The sequence below is a fragment of the Hyalangium versicolor genome (genome assembly GCF_020103695.1).
GTDB classification, from domain to species: domain Bacteria; phylum Myxococcota; class Myxococcia; order Myxococcales; family Myxococcaceae; genus Hyalangium; species Hyalangium versicolor.
In genome coordinates this window covers 42,087-64,520 of record NZ_JAHXBF010000002.1, presented here as the reverse complement: position 1 = coordinate 64,520, position 22,434 = coordinate 42,087, and the positions used below count along the sequence as shown (strand labels likewise).

Genomic DNA, 22,434 nt, shown 5'->3' with positions numbered 1-22,434 from the left:
TCCTTGCGTACCACTCAGGACTCCAGGGCCAGTGCCACCAGGGCCTCGGTGACGTCTCCTGGGTAGTGGTTGGCGAAGCCCGGCAGCCCCGTGAGTGTCGGCTCCGCGTGGTCCATGTCGCTCAGCCGTACCACCCGCGAGCCTGGAATCTCCGCGTCCACCTGCGCCACCAGTCCATCGCTGAGCAGCCCGTAGCGCTCGAAGATGTAGCGGGCCGTCGGCCACAGCAGTGAGCGCCGCGAGTAGCGCGACGTGGCCAGTGACACCGTCGGCACCTCCCCTGCGTACGGATGGCGCCGCACGAACTCCATTCGCACCGGATAGCGCAGGTCCTCCACCGCGTGGGACACCCCGTAGAACAGCAGCGGGAACGCGATGCTCAGCACGCGCCGCAGATCCGGCGTGTCCGTCAGATCATGCGCGATGGGCGAGCCGCCATACGGCGCCTGCATCGCCACCACCGCCCGCACGTGTCGGCGCAGCTCCGGGTACAGGGCCAGCGCCGCCAAGCTCTCCACGCCGCCCTTGCTGTGCCCCATCAGCACCACCGAGCGCTTGAAGAAGATCGCGTCCTCCAGCGCCCGGTGCACCACCTCCACGTTGTCCGCGAGCGTGCCCTCCGTGTCGACCTGCACCTCGAGCGTCTCCAGCCCCCGGCGCTCCAGCCGACGCTGGTTGTCCTCCATGTAGCTGAACATCTCGTCCCCCAGCAGCCCCTTCACCACCAGGTACAGGTGGCTCCGCGCCTCGGACGGCAGCACCGGTTCGCCACGGCGGACCCGGGTGTAGAGCTCCTGGAAGCGCGGCGTCGCCTCCCGCGTCGGAGCCATCTCGGCTCGGAACCAGCCCGCCATGCCAGTGCAGCCCGGGCCCCTCAACCGCTCCGCCGGAGGCAGGCCTCGGATGGCGCGCACCAGCCGGGCAATGGCTCCAGGAGTCGGCCTCGGAGCCGAGGAGGGCTCGCGAGGCGGCAGGGACGGGTCGGTCGGACGCTCCGGCTGGGACATGACACCCGCAGCGTACCGGGCCCGTCCCCACATTCGCCAACCCCCCCTCCCAAGCCCTCGCCCCGCAGGGCCGGGCTCGTGCTAGAAAGTCTCCGTCTGGGGAGGGCTCCACACTGACCACAGGACAGGAATGGCTGGTGGATGCGAGCGGCTGCTCGCCCGAGCGCCTCAGGGATCGGACCGCGCTGGCCGCTCTCTTCGAGGAGCTCATTGTCCTCCTCGAGCTGAAGGTGGTCGGTCAGCCCCAGTGGCACGTCTTCCCCGAGCCCGGTGGCATCACCGGCCTGACGCTCCTGGCCGAGAGCCACCTGGCCATTCACACCTTCCCCGAGCACGGCTTCGCCGCCCTCAACGTCTACTGCTGCCGCACCCGCCCACGCCCGGACTTCCAGGCGCTCGTGGCCCGGCACCTGGGGGCTCGGGATTCTGAAGTCAGGGAACTCGCACGGGGGGTGAAGGCGTGACGCAAGGGCAATGCCCCTCGTGCGGAGCTCCAGTCGAGTTCACCGCGGGCTCGGCCCTGGTGGTCGTCTGCAGCTACTGCCAGACGGTGGTGGCCAAGAAGGGCCTCAACCTGGAGGCGCACGGGAAGATCGGCGCCATCGTCGACACGGACTCTCCGCTGCGGCTGGGCATGGAGGGCCGCCACGAGCGCGTGGGCTACAAGCTGGTGGGCCACCTCCAGAAGGACCATGGCGCGGGCCCGTGGGACGAGTGGTACGTCGAATTCGATGACGGCCGCACCGGTTGGCTCAGCGAGTCCGAGGGCGCCTTCCACCTCACGTTCGAGGCCGGCCTGGAGCAGGGCCTCAAGCTGGACGATGCGTACCCGGGCCAGCGCCTGCGGCTGCGCAACCGCCCCTACGTCGTGGAGGAGCGAGGCCACGGGCGCGTGGTGTCCGCCGCGGGCCAGCTCCCCAGCGACGTGGATCCCGAGCAGGACAGCTACTACGTGGACGCCACGGGCCCCAAGGGCGCGTTCGTCACGCTGGACTTCGGCACTCGCACGCAGGACCCCGAGGTGTTCCTGGGGCAGCGGCTCAAGCTGGAGCAACTGGGCATCCCGCTGGACCAGATGCGTCCCCGGGTGCGCAAGGTGTCCCTGCAGCAGGCGCGGTGCCCCCAGTGCAACGGCGCGCTGGAACTGCGCGCCCCGGATCAGACCCGGCGCGTGGCGTGCCCGTACTGCGGCGCGCTGCTGGACGCGAGCCAGGGCAAGCTGGCCTTCCTCCAACTGCTCGAGAAGCCGGAGTACCCGCCGCTCATCCCCCTGGGCGCCAAGGGCCAACTGGACGGGGTGGAGTGGATCTGCATCGGCTTCATGGTGCGCTCGTGCACGGTGGAGGGCACGCGCTACCCGTGGGAGGAGTACCTGCTCTTCCACAAGGGGCGCGGCTTCACCTGGCTGATGCAGTCCAACGGGCACTGGGTGTTCCTCAAGCCCATCGACGCCGGAGACGTGTCGCTGGTGCCGCAGGTGGCCGCCCACTACGAGGGCCGCCGCTACAAGGCCTTCCAGTCCGTGTCCACCGTCACGGAGGCGGTGCTCGGCGAGTTCTACTGGGAGGTGCGTGCGGGGGAGATGGCGCAGGCGGTGGAGTACGTGGCGCCGCCGTACTCGGTGAACGAGGACTCCACGTCCAACGAGGTGACGTTCACCCACGGCGAGTACCTGCTGCCGGCGGCCATCCAGCAGGCCTTCCAGTTGAAGGAGCCCCTGCCGCCGCCCCAGGGTGTCGCGCCCAGCCAGCCCAATCCGCACACCTCCGCCTCCGCGTGGAAGTGGGCCGGCATCTGGGCCGTGGTCCTGGTGGTGCTGAGCGTGTTCTTCAACGCCCGCGCCGCCAACGAGCTGGTGCTGGACACGACGGTGAAGCTGGAACCCGAGGCGGTGTCCGGCCAGCCGAGCGCCATGCACTTCAGCGAGCCGTTCGAGATCCACAAGCGCGGCAATGTGCGCGCGGACATGTCCGCCCAGTACCTGAGCAACGACTGGCTGGGAGTGCAGGGAGACCTGGTCAACCAGGACACGGGCGAGGTGACGAGCTTTTACGGGGAGCTCAGCTCCTACTCCGGGAGGGACGACGAGGGCGTGTGGTCGGAGGGGGAGCGAAACCAGACGGAGTACCTGTCGGCGGTGGATCCGGGCACCTACGTGCTGCGGACCACGGCGGCCTTCGCCGCGGGAGGCGGGCTGCAGCAGGTGGCGGGGCGCTCGTACCGGGTGGCGCTCACCAGCGATGAGCCTCGGGGCTCGTGGTTCTTCTGCGCGCTGGTGCTGCTGCTGGTGGGCCCGCTGTTGTCCTTCACGCGGTCTTCGGGCTTCGAGTCCACGCGGTGGAACGAGAGCAACCTGGGCAAATGATGAGGAGGGGAGGCAGGAGATGAAATTCTTCGGCGGGCTCGTGGTGCTGGCCTACGCGGCCATGACCTTCTCGGGGTGGGAACCCTTCACGAAGGAAGAGCGGGGCAAGGTGCCCGATGACGTGCGTCGCGGACCGGGTGGTGGCGTCCTGCTGTGGACCAGCGGATTCCAGGGAGGCAAGTGATGCTGCTGCTGGGGGTAGTGGTGAGCTGGCAGGGCCTGGTGGCGAGCGTCATCTACTCGCTCATCGGACTGGCGGTGTTCGTCGCGGGGTTCTACGTCATCCGCTTCATCCTCCCGTATGACGTGCACAAGGAGATCGAGACGGACCAGAACACGGCGCTGGGCATCGTCATCGGCTCCTTCATCATCGGGTTGGCCATCATCATCGCCGCGGCCATCTCGGGTGGATGACGGCCCGCCGTGGAGTGAAGTGAAGACTTGAACAAGACGCTGCTGTTCGTCACCGTCCTCGTCATCGCCACGTGTGGGCTCATCTACGAGCTCATCGTGGGGGCGCTCGCCAGCTATCTGCTGGGGGACTCGATTACGCAGTTCTCCACCGTCATTGGCGGCTACCTGTTCGCCATGGGCATTGGCAGCTACCTGTCCCGCTTCCTGGACAAGGGGCTGCCGCAGCGCTTCGTCGAGGTGGAGCTCGGCGTGGCGCTGATAGGCGGGCTGTGCGCGCCCATCCTGTTCCTCACGTTCGCGCTGACCAGTGTGTTCCAGGTGGTGCTGTACGGCAGCGTGCTGGCCATTGGCACGCTGGTGGGGTTGGAGATTCCCCTGCTGCTGCGGATCCTCCAGGACCAGGTGAAGTTCAAGGATCTGGTCAGCCAGGTGCTGACGTTCGATTATCTGGGCGCGCTGGTGGCCAGCGTGTGCTTCCCGCTGTTCTTCGTGCCGAAGCTGGGGCTGGTGCGCACCTCGCTGTTCTTCGGGCTGCTCAACGCGCTGGTCGGGCTGTGGAGCACGTGGCTGCTGGCCCCCGTGCTGGCGCATCCGATGCGGCTGCGGGTGAAGGCGGTGGCGCTGTCGCTGTTCCTGGTGGTGGGGTTGGTGCTGGGCGAGCGGCTGACGACGTTCTCCGAGGAGCAGCTCTTCGCGGATGATGTCGTGAGCGCCAGTAGCTCGCCGTACCAGCGGATCGTGCTGACTCGGGGCAAGCGGGGCTTCTCGCTGTTCTTGAATGGGAACCTTCAGTTCGCCAGCGTGGACGAGTACCGGTACCACGAGTCGCTGGTGCATCCGGCCATGGGACGGGCGGGCTCGGTGGGGCGGGTGCTGATTCTGGGTGGAGGGGACGGGTTGGCGGCTCGTGAGGTGCTGCGCTACCCGGAGGTGCAGTCCGTCACGCTGGTGGATCTGGATCCGGCCATTACCGGGCTGGCGACGAAGTACGAAGAGCTGGCTGCGCTGAACCACCACTCGCTGACGAATCCGAAGATGCGGGTGATCAACACGGACGCGATGAAGTTCCTGGAGGAAGGGGACGCGCTGTTCGATGTCGTGATTGTGGACTTCCCGGATCCGAACAACTTCGCACTGGGGAAGCTGTACACCACGGGCTTCTACAAGCTGCTCAAGAAGCGGATGGCGAAGGACGCGGTGGCGGTGATCCAGAGCACGAGCCCGCTGTTCGCGAGGCGCTCGTTCTGGTGCGTGGACACCACGCTGAAGGCGTCGGGGTTCTGGACGATGCCGTACCACGCGCTGGTGCCCTCCTTCGGCGAGTGGGGGTACGTGCTGGTGGCGCACGAGGCCGCGCCTCGCCGCCGTCCACTGCCGGAGGGGCTGTCCTTCCTGGATGAGCCTACGTTGGAGGGGCTCACGCAGTTCTCTCCGGACATGGGGCCGCTGCCGGCGGAGGTGAACCGGCTCAACAACCAGGTGCTGGTGCACTACTACGAGGAGGAGTGGCGGCGGTGGAACTGACGCGGCGGGAGCTGATCGCCGCGTTCCTGGGCTCGGCGGTGGCGGCGAGCGCGTGCCGGCGTTCGCGGCCTCGGGAGCCGGTGCCGGGAGCCATCGTGGACCGGGCGGTGGACGTGGGGCACCGGCTGCGGAGCGGGCCTCTGCCGCGCGCGGAGACGGCTGAGCCGGTGGAGGTGCTCATCATCGGTGCGGGGGCGGCGGGGCTGTCCGCGGCGTGGCGGCTGATGGGGGCGGGGCTGAAGGACGTGCGGGTGGTGGAGCTGGATGACGCACCTGGAGGCACGGCGCGCTCGGGGAAGAACTCGGTGTCTGCGTATCCGTGGGGAGCGCACTACCTGCCCGCGCCGTTGGGGGAGCAGGGCGCGGTGCTGCGGCTGATGCGGGAGATGGGCGCTGTCACGGGAGTGGATGCGGAGGGCTTTCCGACGTTCGCGGAGGAATTGCTCATCCGCGAGCCGGACGAGCGGCTCTTCTACCAGGGCGAGTGGTACGAGGGGCTGTACCTGCGGGCGGGCGCGAGCGCGGCGGACCTGGCGGAGGCAGAGCGCTTCGACGCGAGGATGAACGCGTTCGCTGCGGCGAAGGATGCGAAGGGGCGCAAGGCGTTCACGGTACCCACGGCGCTGTCGAGCGATGACGCGGAGTGGACGGCGCTGGACAAGCTGAGCATGGCGCAGTGGATGGAGGCGGAGGGGTTCCGCTCGCCGCGCCTGAAGTGGATGGTGGATTACGCGTGCCGGGATGACTACGGCACGACAGCCGAGGGAGTCTCGGCATGGGCAGGCATCTGGTACTTCGCGGCGAGGCAGGTGGGGAAGGGCGAGCGCAGTGAGGGCTTCCTGAGCTGGCCTGAGGGGAATGGGAGGCTGATCCGGCAATTGCTGTCCTCGCTGCCACCGGGGCGGGTGGAGCGGAACGTGTTGGTGCACACGGTGGAGCCGGGAGCGGACGGTTGCCGTGTGGAGGCGTTGGACGCGGGGACGGGGAAACCGCGAGCGTTCCAGGCGCGGCAGGTGGTGTTCGCGGGGCCGACCTTCGTGGCGGGGCACGTGGTGGCGCCTTGGCGGCAGCAGCGGCCCGAGTGGATGGGCGCGTTCGAGTATGGCCCCTGGGTGGTGGCGAATCTCACGCTGTCGAGTCCGCCGAAGTCCCGAGGATTCCCACTGGCCTGGGACAACGTCTTCTACGAGAGCAAGAGCCTGGGCTACGTGGTGGCGACGCATCAGGCGCTGCGTCAGTACGAGGGCGGGCCGACGGTGCTCACGTGGTACCTGCCGATGGTGGGCAAGGACGTGAAGGCCGAGCGCGAGAAGGTGCTCTCGGCGGGGTACGGGGAGTGGGAGGGATTGGTGATGGCGGACCTGATGCTGGCGCATCCCGGCATCACGGAGCAGTCGCTGCGGCTGGAGGTGATGCGGTGGGGGCACGCGATGATCCGGCCCTCACCGGGATTCCTCTGGGGTTCGGCGCGCTTCGCGGCCCAGGAGAGCCTTGGGCACACGCTGCACTTCGCGCACACGGACCTGGGAGGCATGGCGCTCTTCGAGGAGGCCAACTGGTTTGGAGTGAAGGCGGCGGAGCGGGTGCTGAAGGAACTAGGTCACTCCGTGACGAGTTGGTTGTAATCAGACATTACGTACCCGCGCGGAGCCTCAAGGGGATGTAAGTTCGGAAATCATGGAATCTCTCCCAGCCCGGAGTCCGCGCTATACTCAGCACGTCTCTCATCGGGCGTTAACTTGAGGAGGATGCATGCGAGGAATCATTGGAGCGTTGATGTTCGCAGGGCTGGTCGCGGGGTGCGGTGGCGCGATGGAAGACGCTCCGGACGACGCCACGCTCCCTGCCGCCCCGTCCGAGTCTCCGGATGAGGTGACCGCCATGGCGTGCAACAACAAGTCGGTCTACTACGCCCAGTATTTCTACTCCAACGGAGTGGAGTGCGGCCTGGCATATTACTACTGTAACGGAAACGTGGTTCAGAGCGGGTGCCAGACCAGCAGCTACACCGAGTACTATTACTGCCCCTGTCCTTGAGCCCTCGGTTGGCTCGGGCGTCGGGTGGGTGCTCACCTACTGCTCTGTAAGAGAGGGAAGCGAGGGGAAGACGATGTTTTCCAGGATGACACTGCGCTTCCCCCCAGCTTCCCACAGCTTCAGGGTGTAGGGACCCTGGAGCGTTCCTGGCGGCGCCTCGGCTTCCACTACCACGCTTGAGTACTTCTTCGACGTCACAGGTGCGGCCTGCCAGAGCGGCAGAACTGGCATCTCGCGCCCGTGTGCATCCACCAGCGTAGCGCCCTCGGCCACCCAGGGCTGCCCATCCAGCAGCAGTTCCAGTTGCAGTTCCACCGCTACGCGATTGTAGGAGCGGTAGCTCCACGCCTTCATCGGCGCCAGCGCGTTGCCTTTGTGTACGGTGTAGAGACGGTTGGGCCATTGGATGTTCTCGGAGGCAACGCCCCCCTTGGCCTCACCGATGAGCCCTTGGCTCACCAGGCCCCGCAGCCCCGCTGTCTGCCCCTGGGCTGCTTGCAACCGGGCATTCTCTTCCTGGTAGCGCCTGGCCTGTTCCTTCCACTCCGTGGCCTCACGTTGGTAGGACTCCACCGTGCGTGCCTTGCGCTGAACCTCCACCTGACGTGCCGCCCGTGCCGGGTGCACGTACAACAGGAGGGTGGCGATGGCCGGTGCCGCCCCATCGTCGAAACGCACCGTCATCTTGCGCCACTCTCCAGGCAGCAACCGAGCCGAGGGAATCAGGGTCACCAATTGCCGCCCTTGCCCCATCTGTAGCTCCTGCTCCGTCGCCTGTACCTCCACTGCACCGGGTGTCAGCGGCGTGTCGAAGAGCAGGGTGGTAGCTGCGTCTGGGCTGATGCACACGACGGGCGGTGGTTTATCGCTCTCCGCGTGCAACTCCATGGGCCGAGGCGAGGCCTCGCACTCGGGCGGTGAGGGGGGCATCCCTGCGAAGGGCGTCGTGGCGAGCAGGATGCGCACGAGGGCAACAGTGCTGGAGACGAGCACGGCGAGGTGACCTCCCAGGGTGGCAGGCAGCTACGTGTCCTGACACGTCACCTCTAGCACGTTTCAGCCAGCTCCCAGGCCCTTCATCCGCCAGTCCCGTTCCGGTGGGCAGTGGCGGCACTCCTGGCGGCGCTGATGGACCGAACTGGTATGACAGCCATACCAGGTGGCTCGAACCGCGCGCCCCTCACTTGAACGCGCGCACCGCTTGCACTTCCGTGGAGGACTCGACTTGTCCGGCGTCGTTGAGGGGGTGCTTCCACTCGAGACAGACGGGGTAGGTTCTGCCCTCCCAGGTGGCCTGGACGAAGTGCCCCCAGGCGAATTTCTCCGAGAGGATGATCCGCCCTGACAGCACTGTCTGATCCTCGAGCTGCCCAAGGTTTTCGTTCAGGCGCATGGTGGTCTGCCCCTCTTTCACCTGCTGAAGGGGTTCTCCCCGAATGTGCCCGGCCAGGATCCCATTCGCGATCGTGCCGATGCGAATGCCCAACTGCTCCATGGCCTCCAGGGAGCCGGGCGGGCACGGCTCGGCCGTCACGGGAGGTGGGCGGAGCTCAGTGCCGGGTCCGGAGCAAGACAGGGCGGTGCACACGCCGACCATGGCGGCCGCCTTCTTCGTGGCGTCCAAGCGCTTGGGCTGTTTCTTCTGCTCACGGTTCACGGAAGCCTCGTGCTCTTGAGCCGTGGCGCCAGGAGCCACGGGCGCGGCGCTGGTCACCTCGGGGGCGTCAGGATCCGCGCGCTCAGCTTCAGGGGGATTCAGCAGAGGCGCCACTTTCCAACCGTCTCGCCGGGTAGGGGCCACGGGCTCCAACCCGCCGCGTCCGTCGTTGCTCGCGAAGGGCCAGTTCACCCAGGGCTGCGGCAGCAGGAGGGAGAGCAGGGCTGCCACGGCCAGCAGACTCAACCCCACCACCCCATGTCTGCGCAGGCGTGGCAGGAGCCTGCGCTGAGCCGGATCCGCAGGGGGCACGGGGGCGGGCGCAGCACGGGCTTCGACATGGGAGGGCTGAGCAACTCCGGGTTCTGCGAGGGCTGTACGCTCGTGCCCGCTCGCGCCGGGGAGCACAGGCTCCGCATCCGGTGGTCTCTCGGGTGGACCGGCGGCAGGTTCAGGCGACGCGACCCTCTCGGCCGACGGGGGGGCCGCAGGTAAGGGCGGCAGGGCGGCCTCGGAGGCGGCTTGCGGCACAGGCGACGAAATGGGTACCTCGGGTCGCGGTGGGCGCAGACCCCGGCGCGGCCTTCGCTCCTGCTCACGTGTCCGCTTCAACCATTGCCCGACTTCGTCGATGGGGCCGTGCGCTTCCGTGGTGAGGTTGTGCTCGCTGAAGGCCTGGCACAGCGACTGTTCCCACGCTTCGCCCCTCCGGGTGAGCCACTCCTCGACTTGCTGGCACACCGCTGCCGCTCTGGGCCGGGCCTCGGGCCGTTTGTCCAACAGGCTCAGGCACAACTGGCTCAGCTCCTCGGGCACGCGGGGATTGCGCTCGCGCGGTGGCTCCGGCATGCGCTCCATGACGGCCTTCACTCCCCCGGAGATGCTCGTGATGAAGGGCCGCACATCCGTCAACAGCCAGTAGAGCACCACCCCCAGCGCATACAGATCATCCGCCTCCGTGTGCTGGTAGCGTGGGGCCCGTGCCTGGGCGTCGGAGTGCCAGAAGCGCCACGCTTCGGGGCTGCGGTAGTCGGCGGTGCCTCGGGGCCAGCCGCCAGCAGCGTCTGGGGAGCTCCGCTGCTGGCCGCTCACCCCGAAATCCACCAGCACCAACTCCTGCTCGGGCTCGCGAACAATGAGGTTGGCCTCCTTCACGTCGCAGTGCACCAGCCCGGCCGCGTGCACGGCCTTCAGGGCTCGTGCCGCTCCCAGCAGCAGCTTCAGCATCCGCAGCGCCGAGGGGTTCTCCATCGCCGTCCACACGTCCAGCTGCCGCCCCGGCACGTACTCCATCACCACCACCAGGTAGCGTGGGTGCTCGTCCGGCCACTGCCAGAAGCCGTGCAGGCCCACCACGTTGGGATGGTTCAGGAGCGAGAGTGCCAGCACCTCGCGAATGGCCGAGGGCCCCACCTCCGCCAGCTCCAACAGCTTCAGTGCGTAGGCCTGCCCGCCCCGCTGGGCGCGGAACACCGTGCCGAAGCCGCCAGCCCCCAGAGGGGCTTGCACCGCGTAGGAACCGACGTCCGTGCCGGGGCCCACCTGTGAGATGGAAGCGTGGCGTCGTCCCCGGCGCTTGGGGGCTGCTGGCAGTGCCACTTCCTGGCTCATGTACCCTACCTCCTGGGTGTGTCAGGCAAGCTACCACAGCCTGGAAACCCAGGTGGGGAGTCCATGTCCCCAGCTCCTTCCATGTCCTACCTTTCATTGCCTCTGCCTGTCGGCTTGGACGCACTCCTCCCTTTCCGCCAGGCCAACCCCACGTGAACACTGAGCATGTTCTTCTGCCGGGGTGGCGGGAGGCTGAGGTCCACTCCCAACTGGTTGGTAGTAGCCATCTGGGAGCCGAGGCCCACTCCCAACTGGTTGGTAGTGGCACTCTGCCACCACTCCGCGCGGCAGTTGTCCAACCTGGGGCGTCGGAACCGGGGCCCGTCAGTCGCCAGAGATCTGCGCGACCAGCCTGGCGTCGCGGCTGATGATTTCCGGCACATCCCAAGGAAAGATGAGAACGGCGTCCTTCTCCTGGAGAGCGTCAGGTCTGGCCGAGCAGATGATGCGGACCACCGCCTCTCCTTCTTCCGCTTCCAGCCTTCGCGTCAGGCTTTCCACGCGGGTGGGTAGCGGTTGCACTCGTCTGAATGGCACCTGCCCACGCAGGCCGCGCTGCTGAAGCCTTGCGTAGTGGAATTATTGATGGGGAGTGCAATGCTTCAAGGGCACATAGGCCTCGCCACAATCATGTGGCATGTCGGTACTGATTCCTTTCTTGAAATTCCCGATTGGGCTCCTCTATACCCTGGCGCCTCATCTTTGAGAGGAGTTTGCATTGAGATTGGCTGCCTTGAAGAGTGCCTTGATTGTACTTCCCCTCGTGCTGTGGGCTCCGCTCGCTGCGAGTGCCGCCACTCCTGAGCGAGTGGATATGTCGCTTCAGCGTGCCAAGGAACTGGCATCGGGCGTCCCGGAAACTGCCACCGCGAAATCCCAGAGCGTGCCAGGGGTTGCTGGCCGGGTAGACCTCGGGCAACTGAGAAGCCGGGCTGCCGGGAACGTAGCCTTGTTCGGGGCGAACAATTCGCCGCAAACCGCGCAGTACCTCGACCTGAACACCCAGGTGAGCGCCACCCTTGCGGTCCAGGATGAGCAGGCCTGGTACTATGTCTATGTTCCGGCCAACGGCAAGGTCACGGCGTTCCTCCAGACGGTGAACAACGCCAGCCTGGATTACGATTTGTACCTCTACAAGTACAACCCGGCGGACGGCACGCTCGCGCTGCAGGCCTACTCGTTCTATGCGCCCACGCACTATGAGCAGGTCAGCACCCCCGCGGCCACGGGGGAGATCTACTTCATTGCGGTCCATGCCTATCAGGGCGCGGACCCCGTCAATCCTTACACGTTGGCCGTCTTGTACTCGTCCCTCCCTGATGTGGATGAGCCCAATGACAACCCCTGGCAGGCCCGGAGTGCCACCGATGGAATCTCGGCGTCCCGTACGTTGGACAATGCCTTCGACGAGGACTGGACCGCCCTCACCGTCACTCAGGAGAACACTTTCGTGTTCTCGCTGAACACGGCGGCGACGGGGACCTACCAGCTCCACCTGTTTGCCACCAACATCCATGGCACGTCGCTCGCCACCGTCAACAAGAACACCCAGGCCGCCTTCACGCTGTCGCCGGGGACCTGGTACGTGCGCGTCCTCTCGCTCGACACGGTCACTCCCGCGGAGCCCTATACCGTCCGTGTGGCCGTGGCCGCGGGCGCTTTGACGGATATCAAGGTGCTCAACCACACCGGAGTGGAGGATTACATCAACTACAATCCTGCGTATGGCCCCTCCTGGCGCATCCAGACGACTGCCACGTTCAAGGGTACCTTGAAGGACCGGTATGGCCGTGTGTTGCCGAACACTCCCGTGAACCTCGCCGTCTACACGCCGAGCACTTACCGGAAGCAGACGTTCGCTACGGGCGTGTCGGATGCCAGCGGGGCTTTCAGTATCCCGGTGGAGCTCCCCGGCGCTCTCGGCGTCCTGAAGTACGACTTCGTGTTTGGGGCGGAGCATTACGATATGGCCTCGTTCACGCTGTCCGCGGAGGGTGCCTCGGTGGGCCGTCACCTCTGGCACTACGCGTATACGGAGTGGTATCCCGTCGGTCTCTAGCCTGACCGGGCTGCGCTCCTTGCTCATCGCGGGAGCGCAGCTCTGGGGCAAGGCCATTCCCTCTCGAGAAGTGCGACTTCAGGAGGCGCTATCGAAGGCGGCGCGCCAGCCACCGCGAGGGTGAGCAGGATCACGGAGCGTCAAATACGCCTCTCCTTTCCAGAAGTGATGCCGAACCTGGAACTTCAGAGGCTGAGCGTCGAGGAAGCTCAGGCGGCGTTGACCGTCTTCCACGCTGCCTTCCTGGCAGAGCGGCCTGAGATCCGAGTCGTTCCATCGACACGGCTCAGGTTGTTGGACGACGGCACTCCAACTGCTGGGGGACGGAATCTGCGCGAGGTGTTTCTGGCGCGTTTCGGCTCGTTGCTACTGCCCCTTCCGGAGTCGCTGGAGCAGAGCCGCTTCTTTCAGGCCTTGAAGCTGTCTCCCCGCTACATGGGGGCCGGGGTTCACGAGGCGGCGGTGGAGCTGTTCAGTTCGCCCGTGTTTCTGGCCAGCGTGTGCCTGTCCGTGGGGGTGTACTTCGCGGCGTGGCTCGTGCCCGAGCCCCTCTTCTCCAAGGCCTTTGCCGTGACGCTGACTGCGGCGCTCGCCATCACGGTGGGGATGCTGGAGGTGGTGAACCTGGCGCTGGCATGTTTGCGGCTCTACCGGGAGTCCGAGGCGGCACGCACAGAGGCTGAGTTGGACGCGGCCGCAGCGCACTTCGGCAAGGCGATGGGAGGCACCATGCTGAGGGTGCTGGTGATGGTGGCGAGCATGGGCGTGGCCAAGACGGTGCCCACGGTGCCTCCCGGGGGACTGGGAGCTCTGCTTGGAGCCCCGCGGTACATGGTGGAGGGAGGGTGGCGCTGGAGGCTGCGGCCACGGCGCAGGTGGTGGCCGATGGCAGCCTGGTGCTCAGTGGCGTGGCGGTGGGGGAGGCGGCATCGCGGATGTGCGGAGGGTTTGCCATGTGCTCGACCATGGCCGGTGCGAGTTCTGGTGGAGGGGGCGGCCCGAAGTTATCGACTCGATATGGTGCTCCGCATACGCGGCAGAACCCTCTGCACAACGAGACCATCGAGCGTGAGCTGGCTGCCAGGGAGCAGGCGGGGCACACCGATCTGCGGAAGAACAAGGCACAGTTGAACGCCAAGGGTCAGGCGGTTCCCACATCAAGGCCTGCAGATGGAGTTCGCTTCCGCAGGCCTGATGTGTCTTCTCTTCGGCCCGATGGCGTGCGGCATAACACCAACTATGTCTCCGATCTACGAGACGTGAAGCGGGAACTCGATGCTTTCGACGCCATGAAACGAGCGGATGAGATGGCGATCCATGAGCTGTACCTGTTGGACGGCACGCTCCTGAGACGGTACGTACCTCCCGGCGTGGCCTACCCATAGAGAGGTCGCAAGATGGCGCGTGGGGCGGATGTGGCTCAGGTCCAGGACGAGCTGATCGATGCATTCAAATGGGGTGACGAGGACCGGGCGCGCGAGCTGGTGTTCCAGCTCGGGGCGAATCCCGAGGAGATCCGTGCCGCCCTGGAGACCCTGCTGGAGGACTCCTTCGGATTGGCGCGGCAAGCCGCGGCATTCGGGCTGGGCGAGCTGGGCGGAGAGTCCAGTGCGCGGCGCCTGGAGCAGCAACTCGCGATCGAAGAGGCGGGCGACGACTACGATGGCGAGGCCGTCGCGGAAGACATCATCCACGCGCTGGGACGCATTGAGCATCCCAAGGCGCGAGATGTCCTGTTGGGGAAGCTGGAGCGGATGGCGGCTGGCAAGCCAGAGCGCTCGGAGGTGTATGCCCTGGCAGCTGCTCTCTGGAGAAGGCGTCATCCAGAACTCGTTGCCGCCCTTCGCCGAAGCCTGGCCCGGCTGACTCTCCCCGCTCCTCATGGCCTCCATGGACTGCTGGTGCTGCTGGAGAAGTCACCGGAAGAACTCCATGCGTGGGCTCGAGACCCGTCGGTCCCTGTGGACCTCAAAGAGGAAGTGCTCGTGGTTCTCGAGGAGGATGTTCCGGGCAACTTGATATCCACGTTGCCTGCGTTCATCGCAGGAGCCGGGACTCTGGGCGAAGAGGCCATGCGTCGCGATCGCAAGGCTGCTGGCTACTGCGATCGCCTGTTCAGCCTGCTGCTCATGGATCGGGAGCGGTTCCTTGCCACATTGCCAGACGAGACTCGCATGGCCTTGCGAGCAGTGGCTCGGAGCCTCATCGCTGCAATCTTCCCGAGTCCTGCGCTGAGGGCTGCGAGCATCTTGGGAGAGGTTGGACTTCCCGAGGACGCACCTTTTCTCGAAGCGCATCGCCCGGACGACATGACCTTCGGCAAGGTCTTCGATGATGCCGCAGAGAAACTGCGCAGTCTCCCACAACACTGAGCCAGCTCATTTCCGAAGCTCACCTCTTTGCTGGGACTTGTCCCCACTGCGGTTGCTCGATGGTAGGGTGTCCTGTGTGGGGAGGGTGCGGACATGAAAGAAGGGCGGCCGAGCCAGACGGCTTCGTTGGTGGCGTTGCTCCGCGCGCTGGCGGATCTCGGGTTCTCTTCCGTGCCCGGGTTTCGCGATCCCACCGCGCGTCACCTGCTCGCCGCTCCCTGGTCGACCCTCCTCCGCTTCATCGAGTGGCGGCGGAAGGCCGCTGCTCCATCGCGCACGGGCGCTGCTGTTGGTGTCGAACAGCTCGCGCTGCGCACCGTGCTCATCGATACGTACCTCCGCGAGGCGCTCGCTCGCGGCGTGCGCCAGGTCGTCATCCTCGGCGCTGGCCTGGATGGGCGGGCCTACCGCATCCAGGAACTCGCGGACTCCGTCGTCTTCGAGGTCGATCACCCCGCTACGCAGAACTTCAAGAAGTCACGCCTGGGCGCTCTCAAGCCGATACCCCAGCGCCTTCACTTCGTCACCGTCAACTTCGAGAAGGACTCCCTCGACGTGGCGCTCCAGCAGGCCGGTCATCGCGCCGACCAGCCCACGTTCTTCATCTGGGAGGGCGTGGTCATGTACCTCACGGATGCCGCGGTACGCAGCACCCTCGCGCGTGTCTCCGCTCGCGCGGCTCCTGGCTCGGGCATCATCGTCAACTACGCCACTCCTGGGGCGCGCTCGCGAACGATGAACTTCGTTCTCGGCTTGTGGAGCGAGCCGATGATCGGTGAGCGGACACCCGAGACGATGAAGGCCCTGCTCGACGAGGCCGGTTTCGAGGCACTCGAAGACAGCGGCATCCAAGAGTGGGCACAACGCTTCTCGGACCCACCTGGCCTGCAGCAGCCCGTGACGCACTTCCGAGTCGTGCTGGCCCGGAAGCGGGACTCCGGCGCGGGGAAGTGAAGAGGCTCGGTCAGTCCTGCTCCGCCGCGCTCCGGAGCTCACCGAAGAGGCGTGCCAGATCCTTCAGTTGATAGTGGGCGTTGAGCCCGCTCGGATTGGGCAGGACCCAGAGCCGGGATTCTCCCACGGTCTCCGGCTGGAGCCCCAGTACGGCCTCCGGCCGCCCGAAGGCCGCGCGGTAGGCGCTGATCCCCAGCAGCGCAATGAAGCGCGGCCGGTAGCGCTTGGCTTTGGTGACCAGCCGGCGCCCTCCCTTGATCAACTCTTCTGGCGCGAGCTGGTCCGCGGTCGCCGTGGCGCGATCCACCACGTTGGTGATTCCATAGCCGAGCCCCATCAGCTCCTCCTGCTCGGAGGGAGCCAGCAGCCGCTGCGTGATGCCCGCGGCGTGAAGCGTGGGCCAGAACCGATTGCCCGGCCTCGCGAAGTGGTACCCCACCACCGCCGAGTACAGGCTCGGGTTGATGCCGCAGAAGAGGACCCGCAGCCCCGGCGCGATGAGGTCCGGCATGCTTCGCCCCACGGCGGCGCGCAGTTGCTCCGGAGTCGGTCTTCGAGGTGGCGTCATCGGCAGGCAACCTACCGGGTAGGCGTGCCCACAGTCTACCGGGTCCGTTTCGTTCGCTGCCGGTGACATTCCGTGCCCGTACCTCATAATGGGGCGCGCATGTCACGCCTCTCGCTCCTCTTGCGTGCCAGTTTCGTGTCCGCGCTCGTCATCCTGGCCTCGTGCCGCATCGAGTCGGCCGCGCCGTCGGATGGCCCCTCCTCGGCTGCCCGAGAAGGCGCGCCTTCGGGAGATGTGTGGGTCTACACCTCCATGTACCAGCACGTGCTCGATGCGCTCGACCCGCTGCTCAAGGAGAAGCTCCCCAACGTCCAGGTCCACTGGTACCAGGCTGGGAGCGAGAAGGTCGCCAGCCGCCTCGAAGCCGAGCGCGCCGCTGGAGCCGTCCGCGCGGATGTGATCGCCACCTCGGATCCCTTCCTGTACGAGCGGCTCGCCCGTGAAGGCGCCTTCCTTCGCTACGCCTCTCCCAATGTCCTTCGGGTTCCTCGCTCGCTGCTGGAGCTCGATGCGCACTATGCCGCGATGCGCCTGTCCACCATGGTCCTCGTGCACCGGCAGGACTCCGTGCCTCCGCCGGCCTCTTTCGCGGACCTCGTGGGCGAGCGCTGGAAGGGACGCGCTGGAATCGGCGACCCGTTCACCTCGGGCACCGCCTTCACCTGGGCCGTGTTCATCCAGGCGAAGTATGGCGATGCGTTCTTCTCGCAGCTCCGCGCCAAGGGCGCCATCGTCGCCGGAGGAAATGCCGCCGTGCTTCAGAAGGTCGAGAGCGGAGAGGTGGATGCCGGCGTGCTGTTGCTCGAGAACGCCCTCGCCGCGAAGGCTCGCGGCAGTCCCATCGAAGTCGTCTGGCCCGAGGATGGCGCCGTCATCATCCCCGGCCCCGTCGCCATCTTCAGCACGACGCGCAACGCCGTGGCTGCCAAGGCCGTCGTGGATCTGCTCCTGTCTCCCGAGAGCCAGCGCATCGTCGTGGAGAAGGGCGACATGCATGCGGTGGATCCCCGGCTCCAAGGGCCCCGCACCCTGTTCGGTCTCGATACGCTGATGGACCGATCCCAGCAGTGGACTCCGGCCCTCGTCGAGCTGGGCCTCACTCGCGGTAGCGCCATCAAGGAAGCTTTCGGCAAGGCGTTCTCGCGATGAGTGCGCGCGCTCCAGTCTCCCGGTGGCTCGGGCTTGGGGCTTGGTTGGGGCCGCTCCTGTTCTTCGCCATTGGTCCCGTGGCCGTGCTGGTCTGGCGGAGCGTGGGATCGCTTGGCGGCGTGCCGCTCTCCGCGCTGTCCGGCGAGTCAGGGGCGTTCTTGAACACGCTCGGCATCTCGTTCGGAGCTGCGGTGTTCGCGTTCGCTATCGGCGCGCCCTTGTCGCTGCTCTTGTTCCGCACGGACCTCCCGCTCCGGGGAGCCTTCGCCGTGCTCTTCACGCTCCCTTCCGCCATCCCGCCGTTCATCTGGGGCATGGGGTGGATCTCCCTCGCCAGTCCTCGCGCCGGGTACCTGAATCGCATGCTGGGCGAGGGGACCTTCAACATCTATGGACCGGTGGGCATCGCGTTCGTCGAGGGCCTTTCGGGACTTCCGCTCGTGTTGCTCGCGGGGGCCGCGGCGCTCCGGCGTGTCGATCCAGCGCTGGAGGAGGCTGCACGGGTGTGTGGTGCCTCGCCCGTTCGTGCCCTGCTCGCCGCCACCGTCCCGCTCACCCTGCCGTCGCTGCTCTCGGGCGCGGTGATGGTGTTCCTCATGGCGGCGTCCGCGTTCGGCGTTCCGTACATCCTCGGTGTGTCCGCGACGCCTCCCACGCGCGTGCTCACCACTCGCGTCTTCGAACTCGTCCTCCTGGGCGGGGAGGGGAGCCTCGCGCGGGCCGTGGTGCTCTCCACCGCGCTCCTGGTGCTCACTCCGCTCGCGCTGTGGGCCACCTGGGCGCTGGGACGCTCGGGGCGCGTTCGTCTCAGCGCAGGCAAGGGTGTCTCTCAGCGGCTCTTCTCACTGGGGCGGGGCCGGCTCCCCCTGACGTTGCTTGTCGGCAGCGTGTGCACGGTTCTCGTACTGCTCCCGCTCGGAGCGGTCGCCCTCACTTCCTTCCAGCGCAGCTTCGGAGCCACGCTGACGTGGGAGAGCCTCACGCTCAGGAACTGGTCGGGCGTGCTCTTCCAGGCGCGGACCCTGCAAGCCACCGGGCGCAGCCTCCTGCTCGCGCTCGGCGCGGGGCTGCTCGTCTGTGTCTTGGGACTCGCCAGCGCCGTCCTTCAGCGCCACTTCCGCCGCCTCGGAGCAGGCATCGAGGCGCTCGCCGTATGGCCCTACGCCGTTCCCGGTACGGTGCTTGCCATCGCGCTCCTCATCGCCTTCTCTCGCGACCTGCGGTTCATCCTCTTCAACCGGATCGCCTTCGTCCTGGCACTCGCTCACACGCCCTGGATGCTCCTCATTTCCTATGCGGCCAAGTACCTCGCGCTGGGCACCCGGAACAGCTCGGAGGCGCTCGCCCAGATCGATCCCTCGCTCGCGGAGGCGGCTCGCGTCAGTGGCGCAGGTCCGCTTCGGGCCTTCATCGATGCGCCCCTGCCGCTGCTGCGCCCCGCGCTCTTCGCCGCGTTCGTCCTGGCCTTCCTTGCCTGTGCCACGGAGATCACCATGTCCGTTCTCCTCGTCCCGGCGGGCTCCCAGGTGCTGGGCACGCTCCTGTTCGAACTCCAGAGCTATGCGGACCCTGCCGCCGCCGCCGTGCTCGCCTGCGCTTTCGTCTTGCTGGTCCTGCTCGGACAGGCACTCCTCTCGCTCGCACGGCGGCGAGCCCTGGAGGTGCGGTGATGGTCGCCATCGCGCTCGAAGGCCTGTTCAAGTCGTTCGGCGCCACGCCGGTGGTTCGCGGTCTCTCCCTGGAGGTACGCGAGGGAGAACTCGTCTCGCTCCTGGGGCCCTCCGGCTGTGGCAAGACGACGACGCTGCGGATGCTCGCGGGCCTGGAGCACCCGGACTCAGGTGTCATCCGCATTGGGGGTGAGACCGTGGCGGGGCCCGATGTCCTCGTCCCTCCGGAGCGGCGCGGACTGGGCATGGTGTTCCAGAGCTATGCCGTGTGGCCACACCGCTCGGTGGAGGCGAACGTGGCCTATCCGCTCTCGCTCCGCCGCCTCCCGAAGGCAGAGGTCTCCGAGCGCGTGCGAGAGGCCCTGCGCTGGGTGAGGCTCGAGTCGTTCGCCTCGCGGATGCCTCATGAGCTCTCCGGTGGGCAGCTCCAGCGCGTCTCGCTCGCCCGGGCGCTCGTATCCAGCCCGCGCGTGCTCCTGCTCGATGAGCCACTGTCGAACCTCGACGCCGCGCTCCGTGAGGAGCTGCGCGCGGAGATCGCCGCCCTCAGGGCCCGCCTGGGCACGACCATGGTCTTCGTCACGCACGATCAGGCGGAGGCACTCGCGCTCTCGGACCGCATCGCGGTGATGAACCGCGGCGTCATCGAGCAGGTGGACACTCCGGAGCGCTTGTACCGCGAGCCCTCGACTCCGTTCGTCGCGGCCTTTGTGGGCGGCGCCAACGTGTTCACCGGTGAGGCTCGCTCTGGAATGTTCCACTGCGACGGGCGCGACATCCGTTTCCCGCTGCCCGAGGACCTGAGCGCCAGCACCGGTCCCGCGACGCTGGTGGTTCGGCCAGAGGATGTGGAGATTGGCACCGAGGGAGCATCGCTGCCGCTCTCCGCACGGCTCTTCCTCGGGCACGCGGCGGAGTACCGTTTCCCCGTGGGCGACACGCTCTTGCGCGTCATCGGTCCCCCCATCGAGGCCCGAGCGGGCCAATTGCTCCAGGTCCGCATCCGGAAGGCGAAGCTGTTTCCCGCTCCTGTTGCAGCCCCAAGTGGGTGAACGAACGCATGCAGTTTCTGCCAGTGCGGGTTAAATCCCCGGCTGCGTTGCACACACGTGGTGGCACATCTGTCCTCGGGCGCTCCGCGCGCCCTCTTCAGGGAACCTCATGTCGAACCTCCTCGAAAACCTCTTCTCCGCCGCGATCGATCCGCCGGCCCCCGCTCGCATCCCCGAGTTCACCGAGCAGCGCGAGTACCTCATCGACGGCAAACTCCTCACCTGGCAGGGCGATCTGGCCCCCGTGCGCAGCCCCGTCTGCGTGAAGACGGACAAGGGCTTCGAGCAGAAGGTCATCGGCAGCACCCCGTTGCTCACCTCCAAGGAGTCCCTGGCTGCGCTCGATGCGGCGGTGCGCGCGTATGATCTCGGCCGCGGCGCTTGGCCCACCATGCGCGTCGCCGAGCGCATCGAGCACGTGGAGCGTTTCATCTCCCGCATGCAGGAGCAGCGTCAGGCCGTCGTGAACCTCCTCATGTGGGAGATCGGCAAGACGCAGAAGGACGCCGAGAAGGAGTTCGATCGCACCCGCGATTACATCGTCGAGACGCTCTCCGCCCTCAAGGAGCTGGATCGCAACTCCATCCGCTTCGTCCAGGAGCAGGGCATCATGGGCCAGGTTCGGCGCGTGCCGCTCGGCGTGGCCCTGTGCATGGGTCCCTACAACTACCCGCTCAACGAGACGTTCTCCACGCTCTTCCCCGCGCTGCTCATGGGGAACACCGTCGTCTTCAAGCCGGCCAAGTTCGGAGTGCTGCTCATCCGCCCGCTGCTCGAGGCCTTCCGCGACAGCTTCCCTCCCGGCGTCATCAACATCATCTACGGCCGCGGCCGCGAGACGGTGGGCGCCCTCATGGAGAGTGGCAAGGTGGATGTCTTCGCCTTCATCGGCACCAACCAGGGCGCCAGTGAGCTGAAGAAGATGCACCCCAAGCCCCACCGCCTGAAGGCGGTGCTCGGCCTGGATGCGAAGAACCCCGCCATCCTCCTGGAGGACGCGGACCTCGACAACGCCGTGAACGAGTGCGTCACCGGCACCCTGTCCTTCAACGGCCAGCGGTGCACCGCGTTGAAGATCCTCCTGGTGCACAAGAAGATCCTCCAGCCCTTCGTCGAGAAGTTCACCGCCGCCGTCGGCAAGCTCAAGCCCGGCATGCCCTGGGAAGCGGGTGTGTCACTCACTCCGCTCCCCGAGCCGGGCAAGCCCGCGTTCCTCAAGGCGCTCGTGGATGATGCCGTCCAGAAGGGCGCCCAGGTGCTCAACCCGCACGGCGGGGAGATCCTCGGCTCCTTCTTCTATCCGGCCATCGTCTCGCCGGTGAACGAGTCGATGCGCCTCTACCACGAGGAGCAGTTCGGCCCCGTCATCCCCATCCTCCCCTTCGAGGAGGATGAGGAGGCCATCCGCTACGTGGTGAACTCGCAGTTCGGCCAGCAGCTGAGCATCTTCGGCAAGGACTCGGAGCGCATTGGCCGCCTCATCGATGCCTCCGCCAACCAGGTCGGCCGCATCAACCTCAACACCCAGTGCCAGCGCGGGCCCGATACCTTCCCCTTCAATGGGCGCAAGGACTCGGCGGAGGGCACGCTCTCGGTCGGGGATGCGCTGCGCGTGTTCTCCATCCGCACGCTCGTCGCCACGAAGACGACGGCTGAGAACAAGGCCATCGTCCACAACATCCTCACCCAGCGCGAGTCGGCGTTCCTCTCGACGGACTACATCTTCTGAGGGGTCCGCCGACTCACACTCAGTCCCGGTAGCCGGGGTCGTAGCTCATTGCCGGATGGCCCGGCAGGCACATCGCGCCGCTCTCCGTTCTACACCTACCCCTTCGTGGCGCTGAGCCCGCCGCTCGGAGTCTGGACTGCGGGCAAGCTCCTGGGTGGCCAGGGCCGGTTCCTCCCCACGCTCGGAGGCATGGCCGTGGGCCTGGTGGCCGCGCTGGGTCAGAGGAGAGGCGCCAGCGCCAGGACACAGCACACTGGGAGTTTCAT

At 66.8% G+C, this 22,434-nt stretch carries 22 protein-coding genes; 15 read left to right on the top strand and 7 right to left on the bottom strand.

Going from position 1 to position 22,434, the window contains the following annotated elements:
- Positions 1 to 14: 14 nt before the first annotated feature.
- Positions 15 to 1,007 carry a PGAP1-like alpha/beta domain-containing protein gene (locus tag KY501_RS03785; protein WP_224361129.1) on the bottom strand — a complete coding sequence of 331 codons (993 nt, stop codon included), beginning with the start codon at positions 1,005 to 1,007 and terminating at the stop codon, positions 15 to 17.
- 137 nt (positions 1,008 to 1,144) lie between these two features.
- On the opposite strand from KY501_RS03785, the gene speD reads away from it, so the two are divergent.
- From speD to KY501_RS03750, 7 genes are all read left to right on the top strand, one after another.
- Entirely contained in the window at positions 1,145 to 1,471 is a 327-nt protein-coding gene (gene speD / locus KY501_RS03780; protein WP_309242945.1) for an S-adenosylmethionine decarboxylase, read from the top strand.
- On the top strand, positions 1,468 to 3,372 hold the full coding sequence (locus KY501_RS03775) for a DUF4178 domain-containing protein (RefSeq protein WP_224361128.1): 1,905 nt from the start codon (positions 1,468 to 1,470) through the stop codon (positions 3,370 to 3,372). The genes speD and KY501_RS03775 overlap by 4 nt, the downstream gene beginning before the upstream one ends.
- A 19-nt stretch (positions 3,373 to 3,391) precedes the next feature.
- Positions 3,392 to 3,556, top strand: coding sequence for a hypothetical protein (locus KY501_RS03770; RefSeq protein WP_224361127.1), 165 nt, complete (start codon positions 3,392 to 3,394; stop codon positions 3,554 to 3,556).
- A complete protein-coding gene (locus KY501_RS03765) occupies positions 3,556 to 3,786 on the top strand; it encodes a DUF350 domain-containing protein (protein ID WP_224361126.1) in 231 nt (76 codons plus the stop codon). Before KY501_RS03770 ends, KY501_RS03765 begins: the two co-directional genes overlap by 1 nt.
- A gap of 27 nt (positions 3,787 to 3,813) precedes the next feature.
- Positions 3,814 to 5,310 (top strand): polyamine aminopropyltransferase, encoded by a 1,497-nt coding sequence (locus KY501_RS03760; protein ID WP_224361125.1) that lies wholly within the window; start codon positions 3,814 to 3,816, stop codon positions 5,308 to 5,310.
- Complete coding sequence (locus KY501_RS03755; protein WP_224361124.1) at positions 5,301 to 6,935, top strand: FAD-dependent oxidoreductase; 1,635 nt, start codon at positions 5,301 to 5,303, stop codon at positions 6,933 to 6,935. The genes KY501_RS03760 and KY501_RS03755 overlap by 10 nt, the downstream gene beginning before the upstream one ends.
- Before the next feature lie 127 nt (positions 6,936 to 7,062).
- A complete protein-coding gene (locus tag KY501_RS03750) occupies positions 7,063 to 7,347 on the top strand; it encodes a hypothetical protein (RefSeq protein WP_224361123.1) in 285 nt (94 codons plus the stop codon).
- 36 nt (positions 7,348 to 7,383) lie between these two features.
- On the opposite strand, the gene KY501_RS03745 is transcribed toward KY501_RS03750, so the two are convergent.
- The 3 genes from KY501_RS03745 to KY501_RS52990 all read right to left on the bottom strand — a co-directional run bounded on the left by KY501_RS03745 (position 7,384) and on the right by KY501_RS52990 (position 11,071).
- Complete coding sequence (locus KY501_RS03745; RefSeq protein WP_224361122.1) at positions 7,384 to 8,340, bottom strand: DUF2381 family protein; 957 nt, start codon at positions 8,338 to 8,340, stop codon at positions 7,384 to 7,386.
- A gap of 187 nt (positions 8,341 to 8,527) precedes the next feature.
- Positions 8,528 to 10,615 carry a serine/threonine-protein kinase gene (locus tag KY501_RS03740; RefSeq protein ID WP_224361121.1) on the bottom strand — a complete coding sequence of 696 codons (2,088 nt, stop codon included), beginning with the start codon at positions 10,613 to 10,615 and terminating at the stop codon, positions 8,528 to 8,530.
- Positions 10,616 to 10,939: 324 nt separating this feature from the next.
- Complete coding sequence (locus KY501_RS52990; RefSeq protein ID WP_255635838.1) at positions 10,940 to 11,071, bottom strand: hypothetical protein; 132 nt, start codon at positions 11,069 to 11,071, stop codon at positions 10,940 to 10,942.
- A gap of 493 nt (positions 11,072 to 11,564) precedes the next feature.
- Here KY501_RS52990 and KY501_RS03735 point away from each other — a divergent pair, with 493 nt between their 5' ends.
- A complete protein-coding gene (locus KY501_RS03735) occupies positions 11,565 to 12,674 on the top strand; it encodes a hypothetical protein (protein WP_224361120.1) in 1,110 nt (369 codons plus the stop codon).
- 449 nt (positions 12,675 to 13,123) lie between these two features.
- Here KY501_RS03735 and KY501_RS03730 read toward each other — a convergent pair whose 3' ends face one another.
- Positions 13,124 to 13,270 (bottom strand): hypothetical protein, encoded by a 147-nt coding sequence (locus tag KY501_RS03730; RefSeq protein ID WP_224361119.1) that lies wholly within the window; start codon positions 13,268 to 13,270, stop codon positions 13,124 to 13,126.
- Between the two features lie 51 nt (positions 13,271 to 13,321).
- Entirely contained in the window at positions 13,322 to 13,459 is a 138-nt protein-coding gene (locus KY501_RS03725; RefSeq protein WP_224361118.1) for a hypothetical protein, read from the bottom strand.
- 60 nt (positions 13,460 to 13,519) lie between these two features.
- On the opposite strand from KY501_RS03725, the gene KY501_RS03720 reads away from it, so the two are divergent.
- From KY501_RS03720 to KY501_RS03710, 3 genes are all read left to right on the top strand, one after another.
- Positions 13,520 to 14,059: a hypothetical protein gene (locus KY501_RS03720; RefSeq protein WP_224361117.1), complete on the top strand. Its 540-nt coding sequence runs from the start codon at positions 13,520 to 13,522 to the stop codon at positions 14,057 to 14,059.
- A 12-nt stretch (positions 14,060 to 14,071) separates the two neighbouring features.
- Positions 14,072 to 15,046 carry a hypothetical protein gene (locus KY501_RS03715; RefSeq protein ID WP_224361116.1) on the top strand — a complete coding sequence of 325 codons (975 nt, stop codon included), beginning with the start codon at positions 14,072 to 14,074 and terminating at the stop codon, positions 15,044 to 15,046.
- A gap of 93 nt (positions 15,047 to 15,139) precedes the next feature.
- Entirely contained in the window at positions 15,140 to 16,000 is an 861-nt protein-coding gene (locus tag KY501_RS03710; RefSeq protein ID WP_224361115.1) for a class I SAM-dependent methyltransferase, read from the top strand.
- 10 nt (positions 16,001 to 16,010) lie between these two features.
- Here KY501_RS03710 and mug read toward each other — a convergent pair whose 3' ends face one another.
- Positions 16,011 to 16,511 (bottom strand): G/U mismatch-specific DNA glycosylase, encoded by a 501-nt coding sequence (mug, locus tag KY501_RS03705; RefSeq protein ID WP_224361694.1) that lies wholly within the window; start codon positions 16,509 to 16,511, stop codon positions 16,011 to 16,013.
- Positions 16,512 to 16,667: 156 nt separating this feature from the next.
- Here mug and KY501_RS03700 point away from each other — a divergent pair, with 156 nt between their 5' ends.
- The 4 genes from KY501_RS03700 (at position 16,668) to KY501_RS03685 (ending at position 22,168) form a co-directional block, all read left to right on the top strand.
- Positions 16,668 to 17,717 carry an ABC transporter substrate-binding protein gene (locus KY501_RS03700; RefSeq protein ID WP_224361114.1) on the top strand — a complete coding sequence of 350 codons (1,050 nt, stop codon included), beginning with the start codon at positions 16,668 to 16,670 and terminating at the stop codon, positions 17,715 to 17,717.
- Complete coding sequence (locus KY501_RS03695; RefSeq protein ID WP_224361113.1) at positions 17,714 to 19,387, top strand: ABC transporter permease; 1,674 nt, start codon at positions 17,714 to 17,716, stop codon at positions 19,385 to 19,387. Before KY501_RS03700 ends, KY501_RS03695 begins: the two co-directional genes overlap by 4 nt.
- Complete coding sequence (locus KY501_RS03690) at positions 19,387 to 20,439, top strand: ABC transporter ATP-binding protein (RefSeq protein WP_224361692.1); 1,053 nt, start codon at positions 19,387 to 19,389, stop codon at positions 20,437 to 20,439. Before KY501_RS03695 ends, KY501_RS03690 begins: the two co-directional genes overlap by 1 nt.
- Before the next feature lie 109 nt (positions 20,440 to 20,548).
- On the top strand, positions 20,549 to 22,168 hold the full coding sequence (locus tag KY501_RS03685) for an NADP-dependent glyceraldehyde-3-phosphate dehydrogenase (protein WP_224361112.1): 1,620 nt from the start codon (positions 20,549 to 20,551) through the stop codon (positions 22,166 to 22,168).
- The last annotated feature ends 266 nt before the right edge of the window (positions 22,169 to 22,434 follow it).